The sequence below is a fragment of the Hydrogenophaga soli genome (assembly GCF_054777695.1).
The window spans coordinates 136,788-160,755 of the sequence record NZ_BAAHAK010000006.1; the positions used below are offsets into that span (position 1 = coordinate 136,788).

General features: G+C 65.7%; 19 protein-coding genes and 1 pseudogene. 9 read left to right on the forward strand and 11 right to left on the reverse strand.

What is annotated here, in order from left to right; translation table 11 throughout:
• Positions 1-66: 66 nt before the first annotated feature.
• Complete coding sequence (gene hemH, locus ACYVB7_RS12510) at positions 67-1,182, reverse strand: ferrochelatase (protein ID WP_460508090.1); 1,116 nt, start codon at positions 1,180-1,182, stop codon at positions 67-69.
• A gap of 18 nt (positions 1,183-1,200) precedes the next feature.
• On the opposite strand from hemH, the gene ACYVB7_RS12515 reads away from it, so the two are divergent.
• On the forward strand, positions 1,201-1,911 hold the full coding sequence (locus ACYVB7_RS12515; RefSeq protein ID WP_460508092.1) for an HAD family hydrolase: 711 nt from the start codon (positions 1,201-1,203) through the stop codon (positions 1,909-1,911).
• The gene (locus ACYVB7_RS12520) at positions 1,908-2,579 is read left to right on the forward strand and encodes a glutathione S-transferase family protein (RefSeq protein WP_460508095.1); all 672 of its coding nucleotides are present in this window, start codon (positions 1,908-1,910) and stop codon (positions 2,577-2,579) included. Before ACYVB7_RS12515 ends, ACYVB7_RS12520 begins: the two co-directional genes overlap by 4 nt.
• On the opposite strand, the gene ACYVB7_RS12525 is transcribed toward ACYVB7_RS12520, so the two are convergent.
• Entirely contained in the window at positions 2,580-4,370 is a 1,791-nt protein-coding gene (locus ACYVB7_RS12525) for a methyl-accepting chemotaxis protein (RefSeq protein WP_460508098.1), read from the reverse strand.
• A 166-nt stretch (positions 4,371-4,536) separates the two neighbouring features.
• Here ACYVB7_RS12525 and ACYVB7_RS12530 point away from each other — a divergent pair, with 166 nt between their 5' ends.
• The gene (locus ACYVB7_RS12530; protein ID WP_460508100.1) at positions 4,537-5,076 is read left to right on the forward strand and encodes a MarR family winged helix-turn-helix transcriptional regulator; all 540 of its coding nucleotides are present in this window, start codon (positions 4,537-4,539) and stop codon (positions 5,074-5,076) included.
• On the opposite strand, the gene ACYVB7_RS12535 is transcribed toward ACYVB7_RS12530, so the two are convergent.
• Positions 4,982-7,108: an ABC-F family ATP-binding cassette domain-containing protein gene (locus tag ACYVB7_RS12535; RefSeq protein ID WP_460508102.1), complete on the reverse strand. Its 2,127-nt coding sequence runs from the start codon at positions 7,106-7,108 to the stop codon at positions 4,982-4,984. The genes ACYVB7_RS12530 and ACYVB7_RS12535 overlap by 95 nt on opposite strands.
• A complete protein-coding gene (prmB, locus tag ACYVB7_RS12540; RefSeq protein WP_460508105.1) occupies positions 7,105-8,049 on the reverse strand; it encodes a 50S ribosomal protein L3 N(5)-glutamine methyltransferase in 945 nt (314 codons plus the stop codon). The genes ACYVB7_RS12535 and prmB overlap by 4 nt, the downstream gene beginning before the upstream one ends.
• A gap of 47 nt (positions 8,050-8,096) precedes the next feature.
• On the opposite strand from prmB, the gene hrpA reads away from it, so the two are divergent.
• Together hrpA and ACYVB7_RS12550 are read left to right on the forward strand one after the other, a co-directional pair.
• Positions 8,097-12,152: an ATP-dependent RNA helicase HrpA family protein gene (hrpA, locus tag ACYVB7_RS12545; protein WP_460508108.1), complete on the forward strand. Its 4,056-nt coding sequence runs from the start codon at positions 8,097-8,099 to the stop codon at positions 12,150-12,152.
• 165 nt (positions 12,153-12,317) lie between these two features.
• Entirely contained in the window at positions 12,318-13,391 is a 1,074-nt protein-coding gene (locus ACYVB7_RS12550; RefSeq protein ID WP_460508110.1) for a virulence RhuM family protein, read from the forward strand.
• A 191-nt stretch (positions 13,392-13,582) separates the two neighbouring features.
• Here the strand turns inward: ACYVB7_RS12550 and ACYVB7_RS12555 are convergent, their stop codons facing one another.
• Positions 13,583-15,100 (reverse strand): tetratricopeptide repeat protein, encoded by a 1,518-nt coding sequence (locus tag ACYVB7_RS12555; protein WP_460508352.1) that lies wholly within the window; start codon positions 15,098-15,100, stop codon positions 13,583-13,585.
• Between the two features lie 78 nt (positions 15,101-15,178).
• Here ACYVB7_RS12555 and ACYVB7_RS12560 point away from each other — a divergent pair, with 78 nt between their 5' ends.
• Positions 15,179-15,481, forward strand: coding sequence for a hypothetical protein (locus ACYVB7_RS12560; RefSeq protein ID WP_460508370.1), 303 nt, complete (start codon positions 15,179-15,181; stop codon positions 15,479-15,481).
• Positions 15,482-15,508: 27 nt separating this feature from the next.
• Here ACYVB7_RS12560 and ACYVB7_RS12565 read toward each other — a convergent pair.
• A pseudogene (locus ACYVB7_RS12565) lies at positions 15,509-15,829 on the reverse strand (hypothetical protein); the annotation flags it as partial.
• 150 nt (positions 15,830-15,979) lie between these two features.
• Between ACYVB7_RS12565 and ACYVB7_RS12570 the strand changes: the two are divergent.
• Both ACYVB7_RS12570 and ACYVB7_RS12575 read left to right on the forward strand, forming a co-directional pair.
• Positions 15,980-16,771 carry a hypothetical protein gene (locus ACYVB7_RS12570; RefSeq protein ID WP_460508112.1) on the forward strand — a complete coding sequence of 264 codons (792 nt, stop codon included), beginning with the start codon at positions 15,980-15,982 and terminating at the stop codon, positions 16,769-16,771.
• Positions 16,768-17,562, forward strand: a complete 795-nt coding sequence (locus ACYVB7_RS12575) for a Rossmann-fold NAD(P)-binding domain-containing protein (protein ID WP_460508114.1) — start codon at positions 16,768-16,770, stop codon at positions 17,560-17,562. Before ACYVB7_RS12570 ends, ACYVB7_RS12575 begins: the two co-directional genes overlap by 4 nt.
• A gap of 4 nt (positions 17,563-17,566) precedes the next feature.
• Here ACYVB7_RS12575 and ACYVB7_RS12580 read toward each other — a convergent pair whose 3' ends face one another.
• The 5 genes from ACYVB7_RS12580 to lptF are packed head-to-tail and all read right to left on the reverse strand — an operon-like array spanning position 17,567 to position 22,385.
• Positions 17,567-18,760: a pyridoxal phosphate-dependent aminotransferase gene (locus tag ACYVB7_RS12580; RefSeq protein WP_460508117.1), complete on the reverse strand. Its 1,194-nt coding sequence runs from the start codon at positions 18,758-18,760 to the stop codon at positions 17,567-17,569.
• A gap of 58 nt (positions 18,761-18,818) precedes the next feature.
• Entirely contained in the window at positions 18,819-19,763 is a 945-nt protein-coding gene (locus ACYVB7_RS12585; RefSeq protein ID WP_460508120.1) for a CysB family HTH-type transcriptional regulator, read from the reverse strand.
• A complete protein-coding gene (locus tag ACYVB7_RS12590; protein ID WP_460508122.1) occupies positions 19,760-20,140 on the reverse strand; it encodes a sirohydrochlorin chelatase in 381 nt (126 codons plus the stop codon). The genes ACYVB7_RS12585 and ACYVB7_RS12590 overlap by 4 nt, the downstream gene beginning before the upstream one ends.
• Positions 20,137-21,255, reverse strand: coding sequence for an LPS export ABC transporter permease LptG (lptG, locus tag ACYVB7_RS12595; RefSeq protein WP_460508125.1), 1,119 nt, complete (start codon positions 21,253-21,255; stop codon positions 20,137-20,139). The genes ACYVB7_RS12590 and lptG overlap by 4 nt, the downstream gene beginning before the upstream one ends.
• Positions 21,252-22,385, reverse strand: coding sequence for an LPS export ABC transporter permease LptF (gene lptF, locus ACYVB7_RS12600; RefSeq protein WP_460508127.1), 1,134 nt, complete (start codon positions 22,383-22,385; stop codon positions 21,252-21,254). Before lptF ends, lptG begins: the two co-directional genes overlap by 4 nt.
• Positions 22,386-22,408: 23 nt before the next feature.
• On the opposite strand from lptF, the gene ACYVB7_RS12605 reads away from it, so the two are divergent.
• Positions 22,409-23,947: a leucyl aminopeptidase family protein gene (locus tag ACYVB7_RS12605; protein WP_460508129.1), complete on the forward strand. Its 1,539-nt coding sequence runs from the start codon at positions 22,409-22,411 to the stop codon at positions 23,945-23,947.
• Positions 23,948-23,968 lie beyond the last annotated feature (21 nt).

Genomic DNA, 23,968 nt, shown 5'->3' on the forward strand with positions numbered 1-23,968 from the left:
CTCGTTCAATGCCTGTGGAGTACTCAGTGTCAACCCTCACGCAGGGTGAGGGTCAAGCGGCGGTGTTCAGGCCTTGGCCCCCATGCCCATGGCGCGGGCCTGGCAGGCGGCCAGTTCCTCAGCATCGGGTGCCGTGCGGGTGGGCCAGCCGCCCAGGTGGGCTTCGGCCAGGTCGGTCAGGGCGCGGATGTAGGGGGCGCCGTCGTTCAGGGAGGGGATGTAGCCAAAGCGCTGGCCGCCCGCGTGCAGGAAGGCTTCGCGGGCTTCCTGGTTGATTTCTTCCAGTGTCTCCAGGCAGTCGGCGGGGAAGCCGGGGCAGATCACGTCCACGCTCTTCACACCTTTCTGGGCCAGGGCGATCAGCGTGGGTTCGGTGTAGGGCTCCAGCCATTTGGCCTTGCCAAAGCGCGACTGGAAGGTCACCACATACTGCGTGGGCGACAGGCCCAGCGCCTGCGCCAGCAGCCGGGCGGTCTTGTGGCATTCGCAGTGGTAGGGGTCGCCCAGGTGCAGGGTGCGTTCGGGCACGCCGTGGAAACTCATCACCAGCTTGTCGGCCTGTCCGCCCTGGGTGCTCTCGCGTTGCCAGTGGGCACGCACGCTGTGGGCCAGGGCCTGGATGTAGGCCGGGTGGTCGTGAAAGTGGTTGATGAAGCGCAGCTCCGGCAGGTGCCGGGTGCGCTGGCCCCAGGCATACACCTGGTCAAACAGCGGGGCGGTGGTGGTGCCGCTGTATTGCGGGTAGGCGGGCAGCAGCAGGATGCGGGTGTGCCCTTCGGCCTTGAGCTTGTCCAACTCTGCGGCCACCGAGGGGTTGCCGTAGGTCATGGCGTAACGCACGGTCACGCGGTGGCCACGCTCGCCCAGAAAGCCCTGCAACAGCGCGGCCTGCTTGGCCGTCCACACCTTGAGGGGGGAACCTTCGGGTGTCCACACGCTGGCGTATTTGGCCGCCGACTTGGCGGGCCGCACGCGCAGGATGATGCCGTGCAGGATCAGCCACCACAGGGGTTTGGGGATTTCCACCACCCGCGCGTCGCCCAGAAACTGCGCCAGGTAACGGCGCAGGGCGGGGGCCGTGGGCTCGTCGGGGGTGCCCAGGTTGCAGTACAGCACCGCGGTGCGCTGGGGCTGGCCATGGCGGTGGGGCGGCTCGGGCTGGAAGGGGGATGAAAAAAGCATGCGGTATTCTCGACCACCATGCTTGACGTTGCCCGCATCCGCGCCATTTCCCTCGATCTGGACGACACCTTGTGGCCCATCTGGCCCGCCATCGACGCCGCCGAGCGGGTGCTGACGGCCTGGCTGAACCAGCACGCGCCCATGACGTCGGCACTGTTTGCCAACCCGCACGCCCGGCACGACATTCGGCAACAGGTGTTGCGCGACCATCCCGAGTTGGCACACAACCTGGGGGCCATCCGCCTGGAGGCCATCCGGCGGGCGTTGGTGAAGGCGGGTGACACACCGGAACTGGCCCAACCGGCGTTTGACGTGTTTTATGCCGAGCGCAACCGCGTGAACTTGTACAGCGACGCGCTGGAGACCCTGCACTGGCTGGCCCAACGTTACCCGCTGGTGGCGGTGACCAATGGCAATGCCGACCTGGAATCCATTGGCTTGGCGCATTTTTTCCAGGCCCGCATCACCGCCGTGGGGCTGGGCGTGGCCAAGCCAGACCGGCGCATTTTTGAAGCCGCGGCCCAGGCCGTGGGCCTGAGCGCTGACCAACTGCTGCACGTGGGGGACGATGCCCACCTGGACGTGGTGGGAGCCCTGGGCGCGGGCATGCAGACCGTGTGGGTCAACCGCAGCGAGCAGCTCTGGTCCGAAACCGACCACGTGCCCCACGAAGAAGTTGCCACGCTGGCCGAATTGCAGGATTTGCTGACCTCTGGAGACAACCCTTGACCACCCCCGCCATCACCATCCACGGCATTGCCGCATCCCGTGCCATCCGCCCGCTGTGGGCCGCGGAAGAACTGGGCCTGAGCTACCGGCACGAATCGGTCAGCTACCTCAATGGCGGTGCCCGCACCCCCGAGATGCTGGCCCTCAACCCCAATGGGCACATCCCGGTCCTCACCGACGACCGGCCCGAGGGTCGGGTGACGGTGTGGGAGAGCATGGCCTGTGCGCTGTACCTGGCGCGTGTGCATGGCCGGGCCGATGGCCAGTCCATCAGCCCCGCCAACGCGACCGAGGAGGCCGAAGCCCTGCGCTGGAGCTTCTGGACCGTGACCGAGGTGGAAAAAGATGCCCTCACGGTGCTGATGCACCGCTTGGCCATGCCTGCCGACCAGCGCAAGCCCGAGCTGGCCGATGCCGCCGAGCAGCGCCTGCGTGTGCCGCTGGCCGTGCTGGAGCGGCACCTGGAGGCTCAGCAGGCCAAGGGGCAAAGTCACTTGGCTGCCGATCGCTTCACCGTGGCCGACCTGTGCGTGGCCTCGGTGGTGGGCTGGGCCAAACCCGCCAAGGGGCTGCTGGAGGGCTTCCCGCTCACGCTGACCTGGTTGGACCGGTGCCTGAACCGGCCCGCGCACCAGGCGCTGCGGCAAAAGGCGCGCGCCGGGCTGTGATCACAACTTGAAGCCTGCCACCACGTCGGCCAGTTGAACGGACTGCTCCCGCAGTGCCTGGGCAGCGGCCGAGGCTTGTTCCACCAGGGCAGCGTTTTGCTGGGTGGCCTGGTCCATGTGGGCCACGGCGTTGCCAATCTCGGCGATGCCCGTGCTTTGTTCACCGCTGGCGTTGCTGATTTCCGCCACGATGGTGGTGACGCGGCGCACGCTGTCCACCACCTGTTCCATGGTGGCGCCCGCGTCCTGCACCAAACGGCTGCCGGAGGTGACCTGTGCCACGGAGTCGTCGATCAGCGTCTTGATTTCCTTGGCCGCCGTGGCGCTGCGTTGCGCCAAGTTGCGCACCTCGCTGGCCACCACCGCAAAGCCGCGGCCCTGTTCACCGGCCCGGGCTGCTTCAACGGCTGCGTTGAGCGCCAGGATGTTGGTCTGGAACGCGATGCCGTCGATCACGCCGATGATGTCCACGATCTTGCGGGCCGAGGTTTCGATGCCGCCCATGGTCTGCACCACCCGGCCCACCACTTCACCGCCGTGGGTGGCCACGTTGGACGCTTGGGCGGCCAGCTCGTTGGCCTGACGGGCGTTGTCGGCGTTGAGCTTGACCGTGGCGGTCAACTCCTCCATGGCCGAGGCGGTTTCCTCCAGGGAGCTGGCCTGTTGCTCGGTGCGGTTGGACAGGTCGCGGTTGCCGCTGGCAATTTCGCTGGAGGCATGGCGCACCGATTCGGCCGATTCACGCACCCGCACCATGGTGGCGGCAATCTTGTCCACGAACTGGTTGAACGCCGTGGCAATGTGGGCCAGTTCGTCATTGCCTTGGGTGGACAGACGGCGCGTCAGGTCGCCGTTGCCGGAGGCAATGTCGTTGAGCGCGTCGCGCACCCGGTCCAAGCGGTGGAGCTGCTGGCGCACCACCAGGGTGACCAGCACCACAGCCACCAGCGTGCACAGGATGGTGATGCTCAGCGCCAGCACCAGCATGTCACGCACCGGCTGGGTGGCTTGTGCCCGGTCCACGGCAATGGCCAGGGTCCACGGCGTGCCTTCCACCTTGGCGGCGTACAGCATGAGGTCGGTCCCGTCGATGGTCACGTCGGCGCGTTGGCCGCTGTCGGCCAGTTGGGTGACTTGGGCCGGGCTGAGGCTGGGTGACAGGTCCGACACGGGCTTGAGTGCCAGCTCGGGCTTGGCATGGGCCAACAGCTTGCCTTCGCCGTCCAGCAGGAAGGCGAAGCTCTTGTCCATGGGGCGGATGGCGGTCACGGTCTTGGTGACGGTGTCCAGGTGCATGTCGGTGGCAATGACCCCCTGGAATTGACCCGAGGGGCCAAAAGGCTCGGCAAAGGTGATGGTCAGCTTGCCTGTGCTTGCATCTGTGTAGGCTGGGGTCAGCACCGCCCCACCTGCTTGCATGGCCTGCTTGTACCAGGGGCGGGTGGTGCCGTCATAACCGGCGGGCATCGGGTGGGAGGTGACGAAGCGCTTGTCGGTGAAGGCGAAATAGGTGTCGTCAAATGCGCCGGCTTGTTTGGATGCATCCAGGAAGGGGATGGCGTCGGCCTGGGTCACCGCCACCTTCAGCGAGCTGGTGATGCGTTGTTTTTCCTTCACCCACTGGGTCAGCTCGGCCGCGTGGATGCGGGTCAGCTGGCCCATGCGGTTGTCCAGGGCTTGCAGGGTGTTGGCGCGTTCCACGGCAAAGGTGCCGATGCCCAGGGTCAGCAATGAGAGCGTGGTGATGGCCACACAAAGGGCAATCAAACGGGCGCGTAGGGTGTTGAACATGGATTCCCTTAATGAGTTTTTATGAATAGAAGAATGCACCAATGTTAGGCGCAGAACATGAAAATGTTGCTACAGATTTGCCCTTATAAAACGGCGAAAAGTCGGCGAGGTGACAGCTCAGGTCTTGATGAGTGTTTCACGATTCATTCATAATATTCCGATGCCCATGTCCCAGCGCTATCTGCGCCACCTGTTGCTGTCGCGTTCCGACTGGATGGAGCGCCGTCTGTTCGACGGCGCCGCTCGCCACGGTTACGGCGACATGACCCCGGCCATGTCCCGCATGTGCGGGCATTTGGCCGATGGCCCCCTGAGCCTGTCGGAGCTGGCACGCCGCCTGGCGGTGTCGCGTCAAGCGGTGCACCGCCTGGCGGCCGACACCGAGGCCTTGGGATATGTGGAATGTGTGGAAAGCAAGACCGATGCCCGGCTGAAGCTGCTGCGCTTCACCGACAAGGGGCGGACCATGGCCGCCGCGGCCCGCAGTGAGTTGGAGGCCATTGAGGCCCAGCTGGCCCAGGTGCTGGGCCCCGAACGGCTGGCCCAGCTGATGGAATTGCTGGCCTTGCCGTGGACGCCCGAAGACCTGGCGCGGACGCCGCGCCCTCGGGTCAAGCCTGAGCGTCAGCCTCGGCCTGTTCGATCTGCTCGCTCAGCTCCAGCCAGCGCAGCTCCAGCGTCTCCAGCTCGTCGGCCAAAGCCTTGAGCGTGCGGCCCGCCTGGGCCAGATCCGCCGGGGGCATGGGGCGGGTGAGGGCGTCTTCCAGCGTGGCCTGCTCGGCGTGGATGGCTTGCATGCGGGCGTCGGCCTGCTCCAATTCTTTGCGCCAGGGCCGGGTGAGGGCGGCCAGCTTCTGGCGGCGTTCGGCATCGGCCTTGCGCTGCTCGGCGGGCGTCAGGCGCGGGGCTGCCGGTGTGGAGGGGGCTGAAGATTCAATACTTTTTTGGCCTGTAGCGCTTTTTATATTTGAAGAGTTTGCTGCGTTTTCGGTAGCGTCTGCCTTGAGCTGTTCGCGCAGGCGCTTGGCCTCGTCCAGCAGGTAGCGCTGGTAGTCGTCCAGGTCGCCCTCAAACGGCTCCACGCCGCCGCGGCCCACCAGCCAGAACTCGTCACACACGGCGCGCAGCAGGGCGCGGTCGTGGCTGACCAGCATCAGTGTGCCCTCGAACTCGTTGAGGGCCATGGCCAGCGCTTCGCGGGTGGTCAGGTCCAGGTGGTTGGTGGGCTCGTCCAGCAGCAGCAGGTTGGGGCGTTGCCACACCAGCATGCACAGCACCAGCCGGGCTTTTTCGCCGCCGCTCATGGTGCCCACGGGCTGGGCCACCATGTCGCCAATGAAGCGGAAGTTGCCCAGGAAGTTGCGCAACTCCTGCTCGCGCGCCTGGGGGCTGACTTCCTTGGCCAGCCGCACCATGTGCTGGAGCGGGTTGTCGTCGGGGCGCAGCACGTCCAGCTCCTGCTGGGCAAAGTAGCCAATGCTGAGGCCCTTGCCCTCGGTGATGTGCCCGGCCATGGGCGCCATTTCGCGGGCGATGGTTTTGACCAGCGTGGACTTGCCCTGGCCGTTGGCCCCCAGAATGCCGATGCGCTGGCCCGCCATCACGCTGCGGCTGACACCACGCAGAATGACCTTGTCGCCAGGTTGAATGTCTGGCAGCAACTCTCCGCGGGCGAGCTGCTCGGCCATCACGGTGGCGCTGTTGGCAAAGCCGCGCTCGTCCACCGGGGCCTCGGTCACGGGAATGGGGCGGGCGGGCACGGGTTCGGCGCGGTAGCCAAAGGCCGCGTCGCGCAGGGTCAGCATGGGGTTGGGCAGGCTGAGGGGCTCGCGGAACTCGAACTGGAAGTCGGCACTGGTCAGCACCGGGGCCAGCTTTTCCATGCGCTCCAGCGCCTTCACCCGGCTTTGCGCCTGCTTGGCCTTGGTGGCTTTGGCCTTGAAGCGGTCGATGAACTTTTGCAGGTGGGCAATCTTGTCCTGTTGCTTGCTGTAGGCCTGCTGCTGCAGCACCATTTGCTGCGCCCGCAGCTCTTCAAACGCGGTGTAGTTGCCGCCGTAGCGGGTGAGCTGCGCGTTGTCGATGTGCAGCGTCACGCGGGTGATGGCGTCCAGAAACTCGCGGTCGTGGCTGATGACGATCAGCGTGCCCTCGTAGCGCTTGAGCCAGCCTTCCAGCCACACCAGCGCGTCCAGGTCCAAGTGGTTGGTGGGCTCGTCCAGCAGCAGCAGGTCGCTGGGGCACATCAGCGCCCGGGCCAGTTGCAGGCGCATGCGCCAACCGCCCGAAAAGCTGTTGACGGGGTTGTCCAGCTCGTTGAGCTTGAAGCCCAGGCCCAGGATCAGCGTTTGCGCACGCGCCTTGGCGTCGTGGGCACCGGCGTCGTGCAGCAGGGCGTGGGCGTGGGCGATGGCCATGCCATCGTGGCTGGCCTCGGCGCGGGCCAATTCAGCCTGGGCCTCGGCCAGCCGGGTGTCGCCGTCCAGCACAAAGGCGGTGGCGGGCTGGTCGGTTTCGGGCATGTTCTGCGCCACCTGGCCCATGCGCCAGGTGGGGGGCATGGAGAAGTCGCCGCCGTCTTCATGCAGGCTGCCGTTGAACAGCGCAAACAGTGTGGACTTACCCGCCCCGTTGCGGCCCACCAGGCCGACTTTTTCGCCTGGGTTGAGGGTGACGCTGGCGCCGTCCAGCAGCACCTTGGTGCCGCGGCGCAGGGTGACGTTTTTGAGTTGGATCATGGGTGGGCTCCTGGTTCGCCCGTGCCCAGCATCTCCCGCGTCAGCAGCAGCACCTGGTCATCCCCCGCGCTGGTGCTCAGCCACACGGGTGCCAGTTGCGGAAACGCGGCTTCGAAAAACGCCCGTTCGTGGCCGATTTCCAGCACCAGCACACCTTGCGGGTTCAGGTGCCGGGCGGCACCGGCCATGAAGGGGCGGATGAAGTCCATGCCGTCGCCCGAGCTGGCGGGGCCCAGGTTGCCGCTGAGGGCCATGTCGGGCTCGGCGCGGAACTCGGGGGGCAGGGCGGCCATGCTGTCGGCGTTGACGTAGGGCGGGTTGCACAGCACCAGGTCGAAGGTGGCCGGGGCGTTGGCCTCGCCTTCAAACGCGGCCCAGCCATCAGACGGCACCAGGGTGATGCGCTCGTTCAGCCCGTGTTTGTCCACGTTGATGCGGGCCACGGCCAGGGCGTCGGTGCTCAGGTCGGCACCGGTCACGGCCACGTCGGGCCAGGCCAGGGCGGCCAGCACGGCCAGGCTGCCGTTGCCGGTGCACATGTCCAGCACGGTGCGGGTCTGGTCGCTCAGCCAGAGGTCGATGCTGCCCTCGGCCAACACCTCGGCAATGAGGCTGCGGGGCACGATGGCGCGTTCGTCCACGTAGAACGGCACGCCTTGCAGCCAGGCCTCGTGGGTGAGGTAGGCGGCGGGTTTGCGGGTGGCAATGCGCTGTTCAAAAAGTGTAGCTGCTTGCGCTTTCTCTGAAAGCGACACAGCCCGAAAACGTTGTGAATCTGGCTGCTGTGCGGGGTCGTCCAACGGGGTGTCCAGCGGCAGGCCCAGGCTCCACAGGGTGAGCCAGGCGGCTTCGTCAAAGGCGTTGGTGGTGCCGTGGCCAAAGGCCACGCCGGCGTCGGTCAGTTGACGGGCGCCGGATTCAATCAGTTCGATCAGGGTCATGGGTGTGAGGTGCTTCGGACCCGGATTGGACCAGATAATCCCGCCCCATGTCTTTGACCGTCTTGCCGCCCCAGCCCCCCGCCTTGCGCATCACCTTCCCCGAGAACCTGCCCGTCAGCGCCCGGCGCGACGAGATCATGGCCACCTTGGCGGCGCACCAGGTCACCATCGTGTGTGGCGAAACCGGCTCGGGCAAGACCACGCAACTGCCCAAGATGGCGCTGGCCCTGGGCCGGGCGCAACGGGTGCAGGTGCCGGGCAAGGACGGCAAGCTGCGCTGGCAAGGCCCGGTGATTGGCCACACCCAGCCCCGGCGCATTGCAGCCACCAGCGTGGCCCAGCGCATTGCCGACGAGCTGGACACCCCGCTGGGCGAGGTGGTGGGCTACAAGGTGCGCTTCAACGACCGCCTCACGCCCGGGGCCCGCGTCAAGCTGATGACCGACGGCATCTTGCTGGCCGAAACCCAGACCGACCCGCTGCTGCGCGGTTACGACACCCTCATCATCGACGAGGCGCACGAGCGCAGCCTCAACATCGACTTTCTGCTGGGCTTTCTGCGCCAGCTGCTGCCCAAACGGCCCGACCTCAAGCTCATCGTCACCTCGGCCACCATTGACGCCGAGCGCTTCGCCACCTACTTTGCCGACGCCAAGGGCCAGCCCGCCCCGGTGCTGATGGTGTCGGGCCGCACCTTCCCGGTGGAGGTGCGCTACCGCCCTTTCGATGATGGTGAGGGTGCAAATAAAAACGATGGCAAAGAACCCAATAAACAAAAGCGGGGAGAGCGAAAAGACCTGAATGACGCCATTGCCGACGCGGCGGACGAGTTGTGGCGCGGCGGGGCGGTGGCGGGGGACATCCTCATCTTCCTGCCCGGCGAGCGCGAAATCCGCGAGGCCGCGGACCACCTGACCAAGCACCTCAGCCACCACCCCGTGCTGCGCCACACCGAGGTGCTGCCGCTGTTTGCCCGCCTGAGCCAGGCCGAGCAGGAGCGGGTGTTCCACCCCAAGGGCCAGCGCCGCATCGTGCTGGCCACCAACGTGGCCGAAACCTCGCTGACCGTGCCCGGCATCCGCTACGTGATTGACGTGGGCACGGCCCGCGTCAAACGCTACAGCCTGCGCCAGAAGGTGGAGCAGTTGCTGGTGGAGCCCATCAGCCAGGCGGCGGCCAACCAGCGCTCGGGCCGCTGCGGGCGCGTGGCCGATGGTATTTGCATCCGCCTGTATGACGAGGCCGACTTCAATGGCCGCCCCAAGTTCACCGACCCGGAAATTTTGCGCAGCTCGCTGGCCGGCGTGATCCTGCGCATGAAAACCCTGCACCTGCATGGCGACAGCGGCGGGGTGGAAGACTTTCCCTTCATCGAGCCGCCCAGCCGCCGCGCCTTTGCCGACGGCTACGCCCTGCTGCAAGAGCTGGGCGGGGTGGACGAGCGCCTGCAACTCACCGACGTGGGCCGCCAACTGGCCCACCTGCCGCTGGACCCGCGCGTGGGCCGCATGATCCTGGCCGCCCACGAGCGCGGCGCACTGGCCGAGGTGCTGGTGATTGCCAGCGCCCTGAGCCTGCAAGACGTGCGCGACCGCCCCATCGACCGCCAGGCCGCCGCCCAGCAGGCCCACGCCAAGTGGGACGACGAAAAGAGCGAATTCAGCGGCACCCTGCGCCTGTGGAACTGGCTGGAGGGCCTGCGCGGCCACAAGGCCGGCCAAGTGCCGGATGAAGATGCCCCCACCCAGCCCACCCACAAACTCAGCCATCGCCAGCAGGAGCAGGCGCTGAAAGACGCCTTCATCCACGTGCGCCGTGTGCGCGAGTGGCGCGACATTCACACCCAGCTGCACACCGTGGTGGCCGAGCACCGCTGGACCCTCAACACCCAGCCCGCCGGGTACGAGGCCCTGCACAAAAGCATGCTGGCCGGGCTGCTGGGCAACGTGGGCTGCAAAAGCGACGACCAGGACCACTACAACGGTGCCCGCGGCATCAAGTTCCACCGCCACCCCGGGGCCAACCTCAGCAAGAAGCCGGGCCGCTGGATCGTGGCCGCCGAGCTGGTGGAAACCACCCGCCTGTTTGGCCGCGGGCTGGCCAACATCGAACCCCAGTGGCTGGAGGAGGTGGGCGGCCATTTGCTCAACCGCCAGACCTCCGACCCGCAGTGGGACAAACGCAGCGCCCAGGTCATTGCCCATGAGCGGGCCACGCTGTACGGCCTGCAGGTGTACCAAGGGCGGCGCGTCAGCTTCGGGCGGCTGGACCCGGCCGAGGCCCGGCGCATCTTCATCCGCAGCGCGCTGGTGGAAGGCGCGGTGCCCGACGACTGGCCGCAAAAATTGCCCTTCTGGTCGGCCAACCAAAGGCTGATTCGGCAGGTGCAGGAGCTGGAACACAAGGCCCGCCGCCAAGACGTGCTGGTGGACGAAGAACTCATCTTCGCCTACTACAACCAGCACATTCCGGCTGACGTGTGCACCGGCGCGGCCTTCGAGCGCTGGTACGGCCAGGCCGTGAAGCAAACGCCCAAACTGCTGCAACTCACCAAGGACGAGCTGATGCGGCACGAGGCCGCAGGCATCACCACGCAAGCCTTCCCCAAGGTCATCCGGCTGGGCGGTGTGGACTGCGCCGCCAGCTACCTGCACGAACCCGGCGACGCCAAGGACGGCCTCAGCGTCACCGTGCCGCTGTTTGTGCTGAACCAGGTGAGTGAAGACCGCACCGAATGGCTGGTGCCCGGCATGCTGAAAGACAAGGTGCTGGCCCTGCTCAAAACCCTGCACCAGCGCCCCAGGTCGCGCCTGGTGCCGCTGCCCGACACCGCCACCCGCTTTGCCGACGCACTCACCGGCGCGGAAGCCTTCGGCCACGGCAACCTGATGGACGCGCTGCTGAAACTGGTGCGCGAAGCCACGCAGCTCGACATCAAACGCGCCGACATCAAGGCCGACATGCTCAGCCCCCACCACCTCATGCACATCCGCGTGGTGGACGAGCATGGCCGCCAACTGGGCGCAGGCCGCAGCCTCGCCGCGCTCAAGGGCGAACTGGGCACCAAGGCCCGCGGGGCCTTCCAGGCGCTGGCCGCGCTCAAGCTCAGCCCGCAGGATGAAGGCAAAAAAGTGCCTCCAGCGCTTTTAAATGAAGCGCAAGCAGCTATCAAAAAAGGTGCAAACGCTGCGCCGGGCGCTTCGCCTGCCTCAGCCGGTTCAGCCGCGTCCAATGCGCCCGCGCCCAGCGTGGCTGGGGTCAAACACACCACCTGGGCCTTTGGCGAGCTGCCCGAGCTGATGGAAATCAAAAAAGGCGGGCAGACGCTCATCGGGTTCCCCGCCCTCATAGACCAGGGCGATGGCGTTTGCATCGAGGTGTTTGACGAACCCGAACTGGCCGCCGCCAAACACCGCGCCGGCCTGCGCCGCCTGTTTGCGCTGCACATCAAAGACGCCCTCAAGTACCTGGAAAAAAACCTGCCCGGCCTCCAACAAATGGGCGTGGCCTTCATGGGCCTGGGCACGTCAGACGACCTCAAGCACCTGCTGCTGGACCTGGCGCTGGACCGCGCCTTCCTGCAAGACCCGCTGCCCACCGACGCCACCAGCTTCAACACCCGCATGGCCGAAGGCCGGGGCCGACTGACGCTGATCGCCAACGAAGTGGCCCGCCTGTGCGGCACCATCCTCACCGAACACACCGCCGCCCAGCGCAAGCTCAAAGACAGCAAACCCGCCGCCGACGTGGCCTCCGACGTGCAGCAGCAACTGGCCCGGCTGGTCACCAAACGCTTCCTGCTGGACACCCCCTGGGCCCAATTGCAGCACCTGCCGCGTTACCTGAAGGGTGTGCAACTGCGCCTGGACAAACTGCGCGCCGACCCTGCCCGCGACGCCGCCAAGCTGGCCGAACTCAAGCCACAAGACCAGCGCTACTGGCGCCTGGTGGCCGAACGCAAAGGCCAGGTGGACGACCGCATGGCCGAATTCCGCTGGCTGCTGGAAGAACTGCGCATCAGCTTCTTCGCGCAGGAACTGCGCACGCCCCAGCCCGTGAGCGTGAAACGGCTGGACAAGGCTTGGGCGCAGTTGAATCAGTGAGGTGACCGAATGAAAGGGGTGTGAGATGGCCAAGAAAGACGACTCAACGCCGAGCAAGCCAAGGCGACCTCGTCAACCGCTGAGGGCCGAAGCCGTGATTCGCCACGAGCCTCGTGGCGAATTGGCAGATCCATCCGGCTTCGCCACGATGAATGGGGGTATTTGATGGCCAAAAAGCAGCAAGCGGTGTCCTCTGTCCGCTCTTCGGCGGCGGAATACCTGACCTTTGTGGCGGCGAGCGGTGATTCTTCCAGTGCTGTGGAAATGCGCTACGAGGGTGAAAACATCTGGCTGACGCAGAAGATGATGGCCGCGCTCTATGACGTGGATGTGCGCACCATCAACGAGCACCTGAAGAAAATCTTCGCCGATGGCGAGCTGGTGGAGGGGGAGCCAACCATCCGGAAATTCCGGATGGTTCAGGATGAAGGCGGGCGACAGGTATCGCGCGATACCTGGCACTACAACCTGCAAGCCATCATCGCGGTGGGTTTCAAGGTGAACAACCCGCGCGCGGTGCAGTTCCGCAAGTGGGCTGGGCAGATCGTCAAGGACTACACCATCCAGGGCTGGACGATGGATGTGGAGCGCCTGAAAAAAGGCCATCTGTTCACCGACGAGTACTTCGAGCGGCAACAGGCTGTGATCCGCGAGATTCGCCTGTCTGAGCGCAAGTTCTATCAGAAGGTGACGGATTTGTACGCCACCGCGTTCGACTACGACCGTAGCGCCCAGACCACGCGCGAGTTTTTCGCACTGGTGCAAAACAAGCTGCACTGGGCAGTGCATCGGCACACGGCGGCGGAGGTGATTGTGGCGCGGGCCAATGCAGACAAGCCGCACATGGGGCTGACCTCGTGGGAAGGCGCGCCGGGCGGCAAGATCGTCAAATCGGATGTGTCCATCGCCAAGAACTACCTCAATACCGAGGAGCTGGACTATCTGGAGCGCATCGTTTCGCTGTATCTGGACTTTGGCGAGTTGCAGGCGGTGCGCAAAATCCCCATGAGCATGGCGGATTGGGCCAAACGGCTGGATGGCTTTCTGGAATTCAACGGCAATCAAATTTTGACTGGCCCCGGAAAAATTTCGCACGAGCAGGCCAAGCTGCATGCGGAAACTGAATTTGAAAAATACCGCGTTGTGCAAGACCGCTTGTTTGAGAGCGATTTTGATCGCCTGCTTAAAGAAACCAAGCCATTGCAGTTTGATGCAAAAGGCAACAAGGAGCCGACATGACGATGAAGCTGCAATTTGCCCACCAGGACTACCAGAAGAAGGCGGTGTGTGGACGCGGTGGTGAAGGTGTTTGACGGCCAGCCAAAGGCCAAAGGCGACTTTGCGCTGGCGGCACAGCAGGGCAGCGTGTCCCATGCGGGGGAGCCGCGGTAATTCATCTTCAGCTGGAGGCCCTGGTGTAGGCAAACCCCTCACGGCAGATCAGCAGCTGTCACGGCTGGCGGAGAGGGTGGCTGAGTGCCTTGCTCCCGCTGGTAAGCGGCCCAGGCGCGCTCCACCCGCTCCCGCATGGCTGCATCTTCGGGGATGGGGTGCATGGCCAAGTCAGCGAGCGTGGCGTCGTACAGGGTTTGTCCGCCAAAGTTGGGGGCATGCAAGGCCGCAGCAAAGTCCTGATCGGCTTGCCTGACGTCGCCCAGCAGCTGGTGCGCGTAAGCACGATTGCCCAGCACCATGCCTGAAGGCGGGTCCGTGCGCTCCGCTGCCTGGCTGAAGTCGGCCAATGCTGCCTGCAAGTTTTCACCGGCAGTGGGGCTGTTCAATCCCTGCCGCTTGGCCAACATCAGGCGGGTGAATCCCCGGCCATTCAGGGCGCTGGCCACCTGTTCGCGCAACGCGGTCTCGGGCGCATCGGCAAAGCGGCGCAGCAGCTCGTCATAGGTGGCGATTTCCGCTTCGTGCTGCTGGAGTTGGCCTTGAGCCGCGCCCTTGGTGACGAGGGCGTGGGCCACCAGTTCGCGCAGCGCGGGCTCGGGCGCATCGGCAAAGCGGCGCAGCAGGTCGTCATAGGTGGCGATTTCCGCTTCGTGCTGCTGGAGTTGGCTTTGGGCCAAGCCCTTGCCGAAGAGGGCTTTGGCCACTAGTTCGCGTAGCGCGTACTCGGACGCATCGGCAAAGCGGCGCAGCAGTTCGTCGTAGGTGGCGATGACGGCTTCGGGCTGGTTGAGTTGGCCCTGGGCAAAGCCCTTGTTGAAGAGAGCGTTGGCCACCTGTTCACCTAGCGCGGGCTCAGGCGCGTCGGCAAAGCGGCGCAGCAGCTCGTCATAGGTGGCGATTTCGGCTCCGGGCTGCTGGAGTTGGCCTTGGGCCACGCCCTTGTTGACGAGGGCTTTGGCAACCGATTCACGCAGCGCGGGCTCAGGTGCATCGGCAAAGCGGCGCAGCAGCTCGTCGCAGGTGGCGATGGCGGCTTCGGGCTGCTGGAGTTTGCCTTGGGCCACGCCCTTGTTGAAGAGGGCTTCGGCCACCTGTTCGCGCAGCGCGGGCTCAGGCGCATCGGCAAAGCGGCGCAGCAGCTCGTCGCAGGTGGCGATGGCGGCTTCGGGCTGTTGGAGTTGGCTTTGGGTCACGCCCTTGTTGACGAGGGCTTTGGCCACCGATTCGCGCAGCGCGGGCTCGGGCGCATCGGCAAAGCGGCGCAGCAGCTCGTCGTAGGTGGCGATTTCGGCTTCGGGCTGTTGGAGTTTGCCTTGGGCCACGCCCTTGTTGAAGAGGGCTTCGGCCACCTGTTCGCGCAGCGCAGGCTCGGGCGCATCGGCAACGCGGCGCAGCAGCTCGTCGTAAGTGGAGAATGCATCTGCATGTTGGCTCAATTGGCCGTGAATGAAGCCTTTGATGAGCAGGGCTTCCGCTGTGTCACCTGGGGTCTGGGCGAGCTTGAGCAACACATTGACAATGGACAGTGCTGCGCTGTATTGGTCTGTGTTCAACAGGCCCATCAGTTCTTGATGGACCAGGGCATGGACTCCGTCGCCTGACTTCGGCTTGGAGGTGCTGGCAGACCTTTCTTGTGTCAGAAACTGACGCTTGGCTTCCTCGCGTTGCTGGGCTTCTTGCTCAATCAATCGCAGCCAATGGCTCAACTGGGTTCGCAGCCAATCCCGGAAGTCACTTTCCTGGCGAAGCGACTTGAAAAAGAACTGCTTTTCGCGTTCCAACTTCTGCTTGAAGGCTTCGACCCGCGTCCGCTGCGCCATTTCTTCGGGCGTGTTGCAGGGTATGAACGGAAAGAAGCAGCCTTGAATGTCTCGCATCGATCCCTGGCGATGTATTTCTGTGGCCAGTTCCCACTCTTCTTCGGTGCCGGATGAATGTGGCCCATTCACGGAAGGAGGTGTTCCCCAACGGTTGCGGAACATGAAGAGCGAGAAATCGCATTGCTTCAAGTCCTCGTTGATGAGGGCTTGCGGGCGTCCGAATCCAGTGGTGGTGTCTTCCCATCCCACAGGCATGAACATGTAACCCCGGTGGTAAGCCTCGGTCGAGTTGTAGTGCTCCACGATCTCCCGAAACGCGGAGCGAAAATCGTCCAGCCCACCTGCGCTGGCAATGAAGACTTTGTAAGTGGTCAGCGTTCCTGGCATCTGGCGGGGTCCCTGTTCAGTCGTCTGGTTTTGTGCGATGGGTCTGTTGATGATAGAGGGGAGAGTCCGCTGCATCGGTTCGATGCATGCGCGCCCAGCCACACCCCACACAACGGTTTGCTACCATGTGCCCACCGCACCCCAGATGCTTCATTTTTAAGAGCATCTTGTGCTTTCATTGAAAGCGCCAGAGGCCAAAAAAGCTTGTGAATTGAAAGCCTGCCCATGCCCCCCACACGCCCCAGCCGTTTCACCGCCCGCAGCAAGCTGGTGCGGCAGATGCAAGACCGTTTGCAGGCGCAAAGCTGGCCGCGGGTGCAGATGTCGCTGATCGTGGCCTTCACCGGCCTGGCCGGGCTGCTGATGTCGGCGGTGCTGCTGCGGCTGGGGGTGCACCACATGGGGTGGCGCTACCCGGTTGTCACGCTGCTGGCCTATGGCGCGTTTCTGGGCTTGTTGTGGGTGTGGATGCGCACCCGCCCCGACGACTGGGGCGACGTGGCCGACGGCGTGGACGTGGGCACTGACGTGTTGGACATGGCCTTCGCCAGCTTTCGCATGCGGGGCGGTGGCGGGAGCAGCATGCCGTCCTCCAGCTCGGCACGCACCCCGGGGCTGAACCTGCGCGAGGCGGAGCCTGTGTCTTCGTCCTCCTCCTCGGGCGGTTCGGGTGGTCTGGACCTGGGCGACGTGGCCGATGCCGACGAGCTGGCCGTGGTGGTGCTGGTCATCGTGGCGGTGGTGGCGCTGGCGTCGGCGGGGGCGTACATCGTGGTGCAGGCCCCCACCTTGTTGGCCGAGGTGGCGTTGGACGGCGCGGTGGTGGGCTCGCTCTACCACCGCTTGCACCAGGCCGAGCGCCAGCATTGGGCTCAATCGGCCTGGCAGTACACGTGCTGGCCCTTGCTGATTCTGGTGGCCACCATGGCGGTGGTGGGCTGGGGCTTGCAACACGCCGCGCCCGGGGCGCACACCGTGGGGCAGGCGCTGGCGATGTGGGGGAATGCCGCACCATGAACACAACCCACAAGAACCCGGCCCGCGTGGCCGTGGTCACCGGGCACAGCCACGGGCTGGGGCGGGCGGTGGCGTTGGCGCTGCTGGCGCAAGGCTGGGCGGTGCTGGGGGTGTCGCGCAGTGGCTGGCCCGAGGCCGAGGCTGCGGCCCACCCGGGCCTGACGCAGGTGGCGCTGGACCTGGCCGACAGCACCGCCCTGGGCGCCTGGCTGGCCAGCCCGGCGTGGGCGCAGGCGCTGGCTGGGGCTGAAACGGTTTGGTTGGTGAACAACGCGGGCACCGTGCAGCCCATGGGGCCAGCCGGGGCGCAAGGCCCGCTGGCGGTGGCCCAGGCCGTGGCCTTGAACGTGGCCGCCCCGCTGATGCTGGCCGACGCCTTGATCGCCTCCACGGCGGCCTGTACGGCGGCTGAGGGCGCGCAAGGGGTGGAGCGGCGCGTGGTCCATGTGTCCAGCGGCGCAGCCCGCAACCCGTATGCGGGCTGGAGCGTTTATGGCGCCACCAAGGCGGCGCTGGACATGCACGCCCGCGCCACGCAACTGGACGGGGTGGCGGGCCTGCGCATCGAAAGCCTGGCCCCCGGCGTGGTGGACACGGCCATGCAGGCCCACATTCGCGGCACGGGGGCCGACCGCTTCCCCCACGTGGCGCGGTTTCAGGCCTTGCACGCGCAAGGGGCGCTGGCGTCGCCCACCGAAGTGGCGGTGCGGCTGCTGGCGCACATGGGGTCGGACGCGTTTGGCCAGCAAGCCGTGCGCGATTTGCGGGAGTTGCGGGACTTGGGCGCCTGACACCTCACAACCGGGCCAGCCGCGCCAGCGCGGCCCGCAGCGTGTCGTCCTTCTTGGCGAAGCAGAAGCGGATCACCTTCTGGTCGAACCCATCGCCATAAAACGCCGACAGCGGGATGGCTGCCACGCCCACCTCGCGGGTGAGCCACTGGCAGAACTCGCCCTCGGGCAGGTCGCGCTCGGGCACGGCCAGGTCGGCCATGCTCACGCACTGGAAGTAGCTGCCCTCGCTGGGCAACAGCCGAAAACGCGTGCCTTGCAGCCCCTGGCGGAACAGGTCGCGCTTGGCCGCGTAGAAGGCGGGCAGGTCGCGGTAGGGCGCGTGGTTGGCCATGTAGGCGGCCAGCCCGTGCTGCACCGGGGTGTTCACGGTGAACACGTTGAACTGGTGCACCTTGCGAAACTCAGCCGTCAGCGGGGCGGGCGCGGCCACGGTGCCCACCTTCCAGCCGGTGACGTGGTAGGTCTTGCCAAAGCTGCTGATGACAAAGGCCCGTGCCGCCAGCCCGGGGTAGCGGGCCACGCTCAGGTGCTCCAGCGGGGCGTAGACCATGTGTTCGTACACCTCGTCGGCAATCAGCAGCACGTTCGTGGGGGCCAGCAGTTCTTGCAGGCGCAGCATGTCGGCATGGCTCCACACCGTGGCGCTGGGGTTGTGTGGGGTGTTGAGCAACAAGGCGCGGGTGCGCGGCGTGATGGCGGCGGCGATCCGGTCGAAGTCGGGCCGGAAGCTGCCGGGCGTGAGCGGCACGCGCACCGCCACACCGCCGGCCAGCTCGATGTTGGGCACGTAGCTGTCGTAACAGGGGTCGAGCACGATGACCTCATCCCCCGGGTGCACCACGGCCAGCAGGGCCGTGAGGATGGCCTGCGTGGCCCCGGCGGTGATGGTGATTTCAGCGTTGGCGTCGTACACCTTGCCGTGCAGTGCGGCGATCTTGTCGGCCACGGCCTGGCGCAGCACGGGCACGCCGGTCATGGGCGGGTACTGGTTGTGCCCGGCCTGCATGGCGCGGGTCACGGCGTCCACCAGGGTGGGGTCGCAGTCAAAGTCGGGGAAGCCCTGGCCCAGGTTGACCGCCCCGGTCTCAGCCGCCAGCGCCGACATCACCGTGAAGATGGTGGTGCCCACCTGGGGCAGGCGGCTTTGCAGGGTGGGTGTGGCGGGCTGGGCGGAAGAGGTGGGGGCCGTGGTCATGCTGAAAATTTGTGATCAAAATGGCATCCAGCGCTTTTCAAATAAGCGCAAGGTGCTATCAAAGTTGATAACTGTCGCCATGCCCTTCCATGGCCTTGAGGATGAGGTCGCGGCTCAGGCGGTCGCTCAGAAACTCGGCAAACCGCAGCACGTAGTTGCGCAGGTAGGCCCCGCGCTTGAAGGCCACGCGGGCCACGTTGTGGCCCAGCAGGTGGGCCAGGGGGCGGGCCACCAGGTCGGGGTCGCGGCTTTCGCCTTGCACCGCCATCTCGGCCACGATGCCCACGCCCAGCCCCAGCTTGACGTAGGTCTTGATCACGTCCGAGTCGATGGCTTCCAGCACGATGTTGGGCTGGCGGTCGTGCGCGGCAAAGGCGTGGTCGATGCGGCTGCGCCCGGTGTACGAGGGGTGGTAGGTCACCAGCGGCAGGGCGGCCAGGTCGTCCAGGCCGATGCGTTCCTTGTCGGCCAGCGGGTGGCCCACGGGCAGCACCAGCACGTGCTGCCATTCGTAGCAGGGCAGGGTGATGAGGTCTTCGTAGTTGGACAGCGACTCGGTGGCCATGCCCACGTCGGCCACGTCGGTCATGAGCATGTGGGCCACTTGGTCGGGTGAACCCTGGTGCAGGCTGATGCCCACCTTGGGGTAAGCCTGGCGCAGCTTGGCCACGGGGGCGGGCAGCACGTAGCGGGCCTGGGTGTGGGTGGTGGCAATGGACAGGGTGCCGCTGTCCTGGGCCGAGAACTGGTCGCCGATGCGGCGCAGGTTGTTCACTTCGCGCAGGATGACTTCAATGCTTTTCAGCACCTGCTGCCCCGGTTCGGTCACGCGGCGGATGCGCTTGCCGTGGCGGCTGAAGATCTGGATGCCCAGCTCGTCTTCCAGCTCGATGATGGCCTTGGACACGCCGGGCTGCGAGGTGTGCAGGGCCTTGGCGGTTTCGGTCAGGTTGAGGTTGCGGCGCACCGCCTCCTGCACAAAACGGAACTGGTGAAGGTTCATGCGGGGTTCTCCGGGGGCAGGGTGCCCAGGGCCATGTGGGCCAGCAGTTGGGTCAGCGCCGGGTGTTCACCCGCCGCGGGCAGCAATTCGAAGTGGGTGCCGGGGTGTTGTTGGCGCAGCGCCGCCATCAGTTCGGGCAGGTCTTCGCGGGCGTGTTTGCCCATGCCAAAAAACACCGGCAGCACCCGCACCGTGGTGGCGCCTTGGTCCATCAGGGCTTGGCACGCCTGCGGCAGGTCGGGCGGGCACAGTTCCAGGTAGGCGCAGGCCACGGCGGTGTCGGGTGACTGCTGGCGCACGGCCTGGGCCACGGCCTCGATGGGCGCGCGCCACAGCGGGTCGCGCGAGCCATGGGCAAACAGGACCACGGCCTTCATCGTCGCAGCACCAGCCACCCGAAGGCGGTGAGCGAGGCCAGCGTGTACAGCAACGATGGCACCGCCGCCGTGAGCCAGGGCCACCACTGGTGCAGCCGCCCCAGGAAGCCGAACACCTCGTTGAGCAAAAAGAAGCTGATGCCCACCATCACGCCAATGAACACATAACCCGCGATGGAGCCGGAGCGGAAATGCAGGTAGGCAAAGGGCAGCGCCAGCACCAGCATCACCACGCAGCTGAGGGGGTAGAACACCTTGCGCCAGAACTCAATTTCGTAGCGTTGGGCGCTTTGGCCGTTGGCGTCGAGGTGGCGCACGTAGTTCCACAGGTCGGAGGTGGACATGCGCTCGGGCTTGAGCAGCGCCACCGACACCATTTCGGCGGTGAGGGTGGTGTCCCAGTCCAGCGTGGGCTGGTGCTGGGTGTGCATCTGAGGGGGCTGAACGCTGTCGTTGCGCACCGACATCTGTTCCACATCGGTCAGTCGCCACACCCCTTGGGCATCGATTTCGCCACTGGCCGCCTGGATGCGGCGCAGCAGTTTGCCGTTGGCGTCGAATTCCAGCACGCGGATGCCTTGCAGCTGGTCGTTGCCCGTCATGGCTTGCACGTTCACCGTCACCTGGCTGCTGGGGCGCTTTTCGCGCAACCAGGCCCCCACTGGCCCGGCGGACGCCAAGCCATCAAACCGCGCCTTGTACAGCTGGGCCGCCTTGCCCGCCATGGGGGCCACGTGGTCGCCGGTGACGTAGGTCAGCACCACAAACGCCAGACCCAGCTGACCCAGCAGGCGCAGGGCCTGCCAGGGGTCCAGGCCGCTGGTGCGCAGGATGGTGAATTCCGAGCTTTGGGCAAACCGCGCAAACACCAGCACCGAGCCGATCAACACCGAAATGGGCAACAGCTCGTACAGGTGCATGGGCACCAGCAGCGCACAGAACAGCAGCGCGTGGGGCACCTGGTAAATCAGGTCGGGCTGGGTTGGGGAGGCGTGGCCAATGGCCCCCAGCTCGTCGATGAAATCAAAAAAGAAAAACAGGCTCAGGAAGGCCAGCAGCACCAGCCCCACGGCCAGGAACACTTCCTTGTAAATCAGGCGCTTGAGCACGTTCACGGCGTGGCTCCCTTGCACGCGGGCGAGGCGAGCGTGCCGCCCGGCAGGCGCCGTTTCAGGGTGGCTCGCAGGCTGATGCCCAGGTGGCGTTTGACGATCCAGGCCATGGCCAGCACAAAGGTGATGCCGTGCAACCCCACCGTCCAGCCCCATGCGGAAACCTTGCCCTGGGTGACCCAGGTGGCCCCCACGTTGAGCAGGTTGGAATACAGCATGAAGGCGAACAAGGCAAACACGATGTTGGTGCTGCGGCCCGCGCGGGGGTTGCCCATGGCCACCGCCAGGCCCACCAGCAACAGGTTGAAGGCGCTGATCACCAGGCCGATGCGCCAGGTCAGCTCACCGAGGGACGCTGGAGTGGGTTGGTGCAACAGGTCCAGCGTGGAACGGGACTTCATGGCCTCGTCGGCTTCGCCCACCAGGGCGGTGTTGTCCATGAGCACCTGGTATTCGGAGAACTCGCTCAGCTTCTGGCTTTTGGGGTTCAGGGTCACGTCCAGCCGCTGGCCGTTGCGCAGCACCAGCAGTTGCTGGTTGCCTTCCTGCGCCACCGTGGCCGCTTGCGCGGTGATGGTGGTTTCTCCCTGAGGCGTCTTGGAGGAAATGAACACATTGCGCCCCGCCGAACTGGCGTCGGAGTCCTTGTCGATGAAAAACACCCGGTCGCCCTTGGCGCTGGATTGGAACTGACCGGGCTGCACGCGTTGCAGGTCCCCCCGCTGGGCAAAGCGCTCGCGCAGTTCCGAGGCTTGCCGATTGGCCCAAGGCCAGGCCACCAGCACCAGCACCACCATGGACGCCAGCACCGGCCACGCGAAGCGCAGAACGGGGTGGATCAAACCCATCAGGCCACGGCCTGCCCCCATCCAGATGACCATTTCGCTGTCGCGGTACATGCGCGACAGCACCGACACCACGGCAATGAACAGCGCCATGGTCAGGATGATGTGCAGCCGCCCCAGCACCGTGTAGCCCAGCACCAGCATCACCTCTTGTGGATTGACGCGGCCCGTGGTGGCCAGGTTGAGCGTGCGGATCAGCATGACTGTCACCACGATGGTGAACAACACCACCATGGTTGCGCCAAAACTGCGGGCCAACTCGGTTCGAACGGATGAATGGAATAACATCGTGCAGAGAGGAAACCGCGATTATGGACTTTGAATTTCGCCGACTGAACCTGGCCGATGCGGCCCAGACCAAGACCGATGCACTGGTGGTGTTGTGGCCCGATGCGCCCGCATTGCCGCCTGCCCCTGAGGCTGAATTTCCGCTGCTGTCTTGGTTGCAGCGGGTGTCTGCCGAGGGCCTGTTGGAGAGCGGGGTGGGCAAATCCCTGCTGAATGCGGGGGCTTCGCTGTGCTTGGCACCCCGCGTGGTGGTGGTGCGGGTTGGGGCCGGTTCGGAGACCGACATCCGCAAGGCCTGTTCGAGCGCGTTTGCCCTGCTGCGCAACGCCGGGGTGAAAAAAGCCTTGCTGCACATGGGGTTGCTGGCCGACGTGACCGCCACCGGCATCCGCGCTGCGTGCGTGGCCGTGGCCGAGGCCACCTACGAATACACCGCCACCAAACCGTCGGCCAAGGGGCGCCATTTGACGCGCTTGAGCATCGCCCACGGGCAGTTGCCACGCGCTTCGGCCTGGGTGTCCGAAGCCGCCGCCTGGGTGCAGGGTATCGAGTTGGCCAAGGAATGGGCCAACCGGCCCGCCAACCATGCCACCCCGCGCCTGTTGGCCGAGGCGGCCGAGCAGTTGGGTCAGCACAAGCGCATGAAGGTGGAGGTGCTTGGCCCCAAAGAGGTGACCAAGCTGGGCATGGGGGCCTTCATGGCCGTGGCCCAAGGGTCCGAGGAGCCGCTGCGTTTCATCGTGGTGCGCTACAACGGGGCCAGCAAAGACCAGGCCCCGCTGGTGTTGGTGGGCAAAGGCATCACGTTTGACACGGGCGGCATCTCCATCAAGCCCGCGCCCGAAATGGACGAGATGAAGTTCGACATGGGTGGGGCGGCCAGCGTGCTGGGCACGCTGCACGCCATTGGCCTGCTCCAGCCCGACATCAACGTGGTGGGGCTCATCCCGTCCTGCGAGAACATGCCCGATGGCCGTGCGGTCAAGCCGGGCGATGTGGTCACCAGCATGAGCGGCCAGACCATCGAAATCCTCAACACCGACGCCGAAGGGCGGCTCATCCTGTGTGATGCGCTGACCTATGCAGCCCGTTTCAAGCCCGCGCAGGTGATCGATGTGGCCACGCTGACCGGCGCCTGCGTCATTGCCTTGGGCCATGTGCGCACCGGGTTGTTTGCCAATCAAGATGAACTGGCGGCCAGCCTGTTGAAGGCGGGTGAGCAGGCGCAGGACCCGTGCTGGCGCATGCCTTTGGATGACGAGTACGGCGAAGGGCTCAAGTCCAGCTTTGCCGACATGGCCAACGTGGCTGGGCGTCCCGGTGGCTCGGTGTCCGCGGCCAAGTTCCTGGAGAAGTTTGTGCCGGGCCTGACGTGGGCGCATCTGGACATTGCCGGGACCGCCTGGAAAAGTGGGGCGGCCAAGGGGGGCACGGGGCGCCCCGTGGCGCTGCTGGTGCAGCACGTGCTCAACGAAGCGCAGCGTTTGCCTTCCGCCGCCAAGGGCAAGCGTTCCACCCAGTCTGTGGCACGACCCGCCACCCCTCCAGCGCACAGCCGCTGACGCGTTGCGGAGTTTCACGGC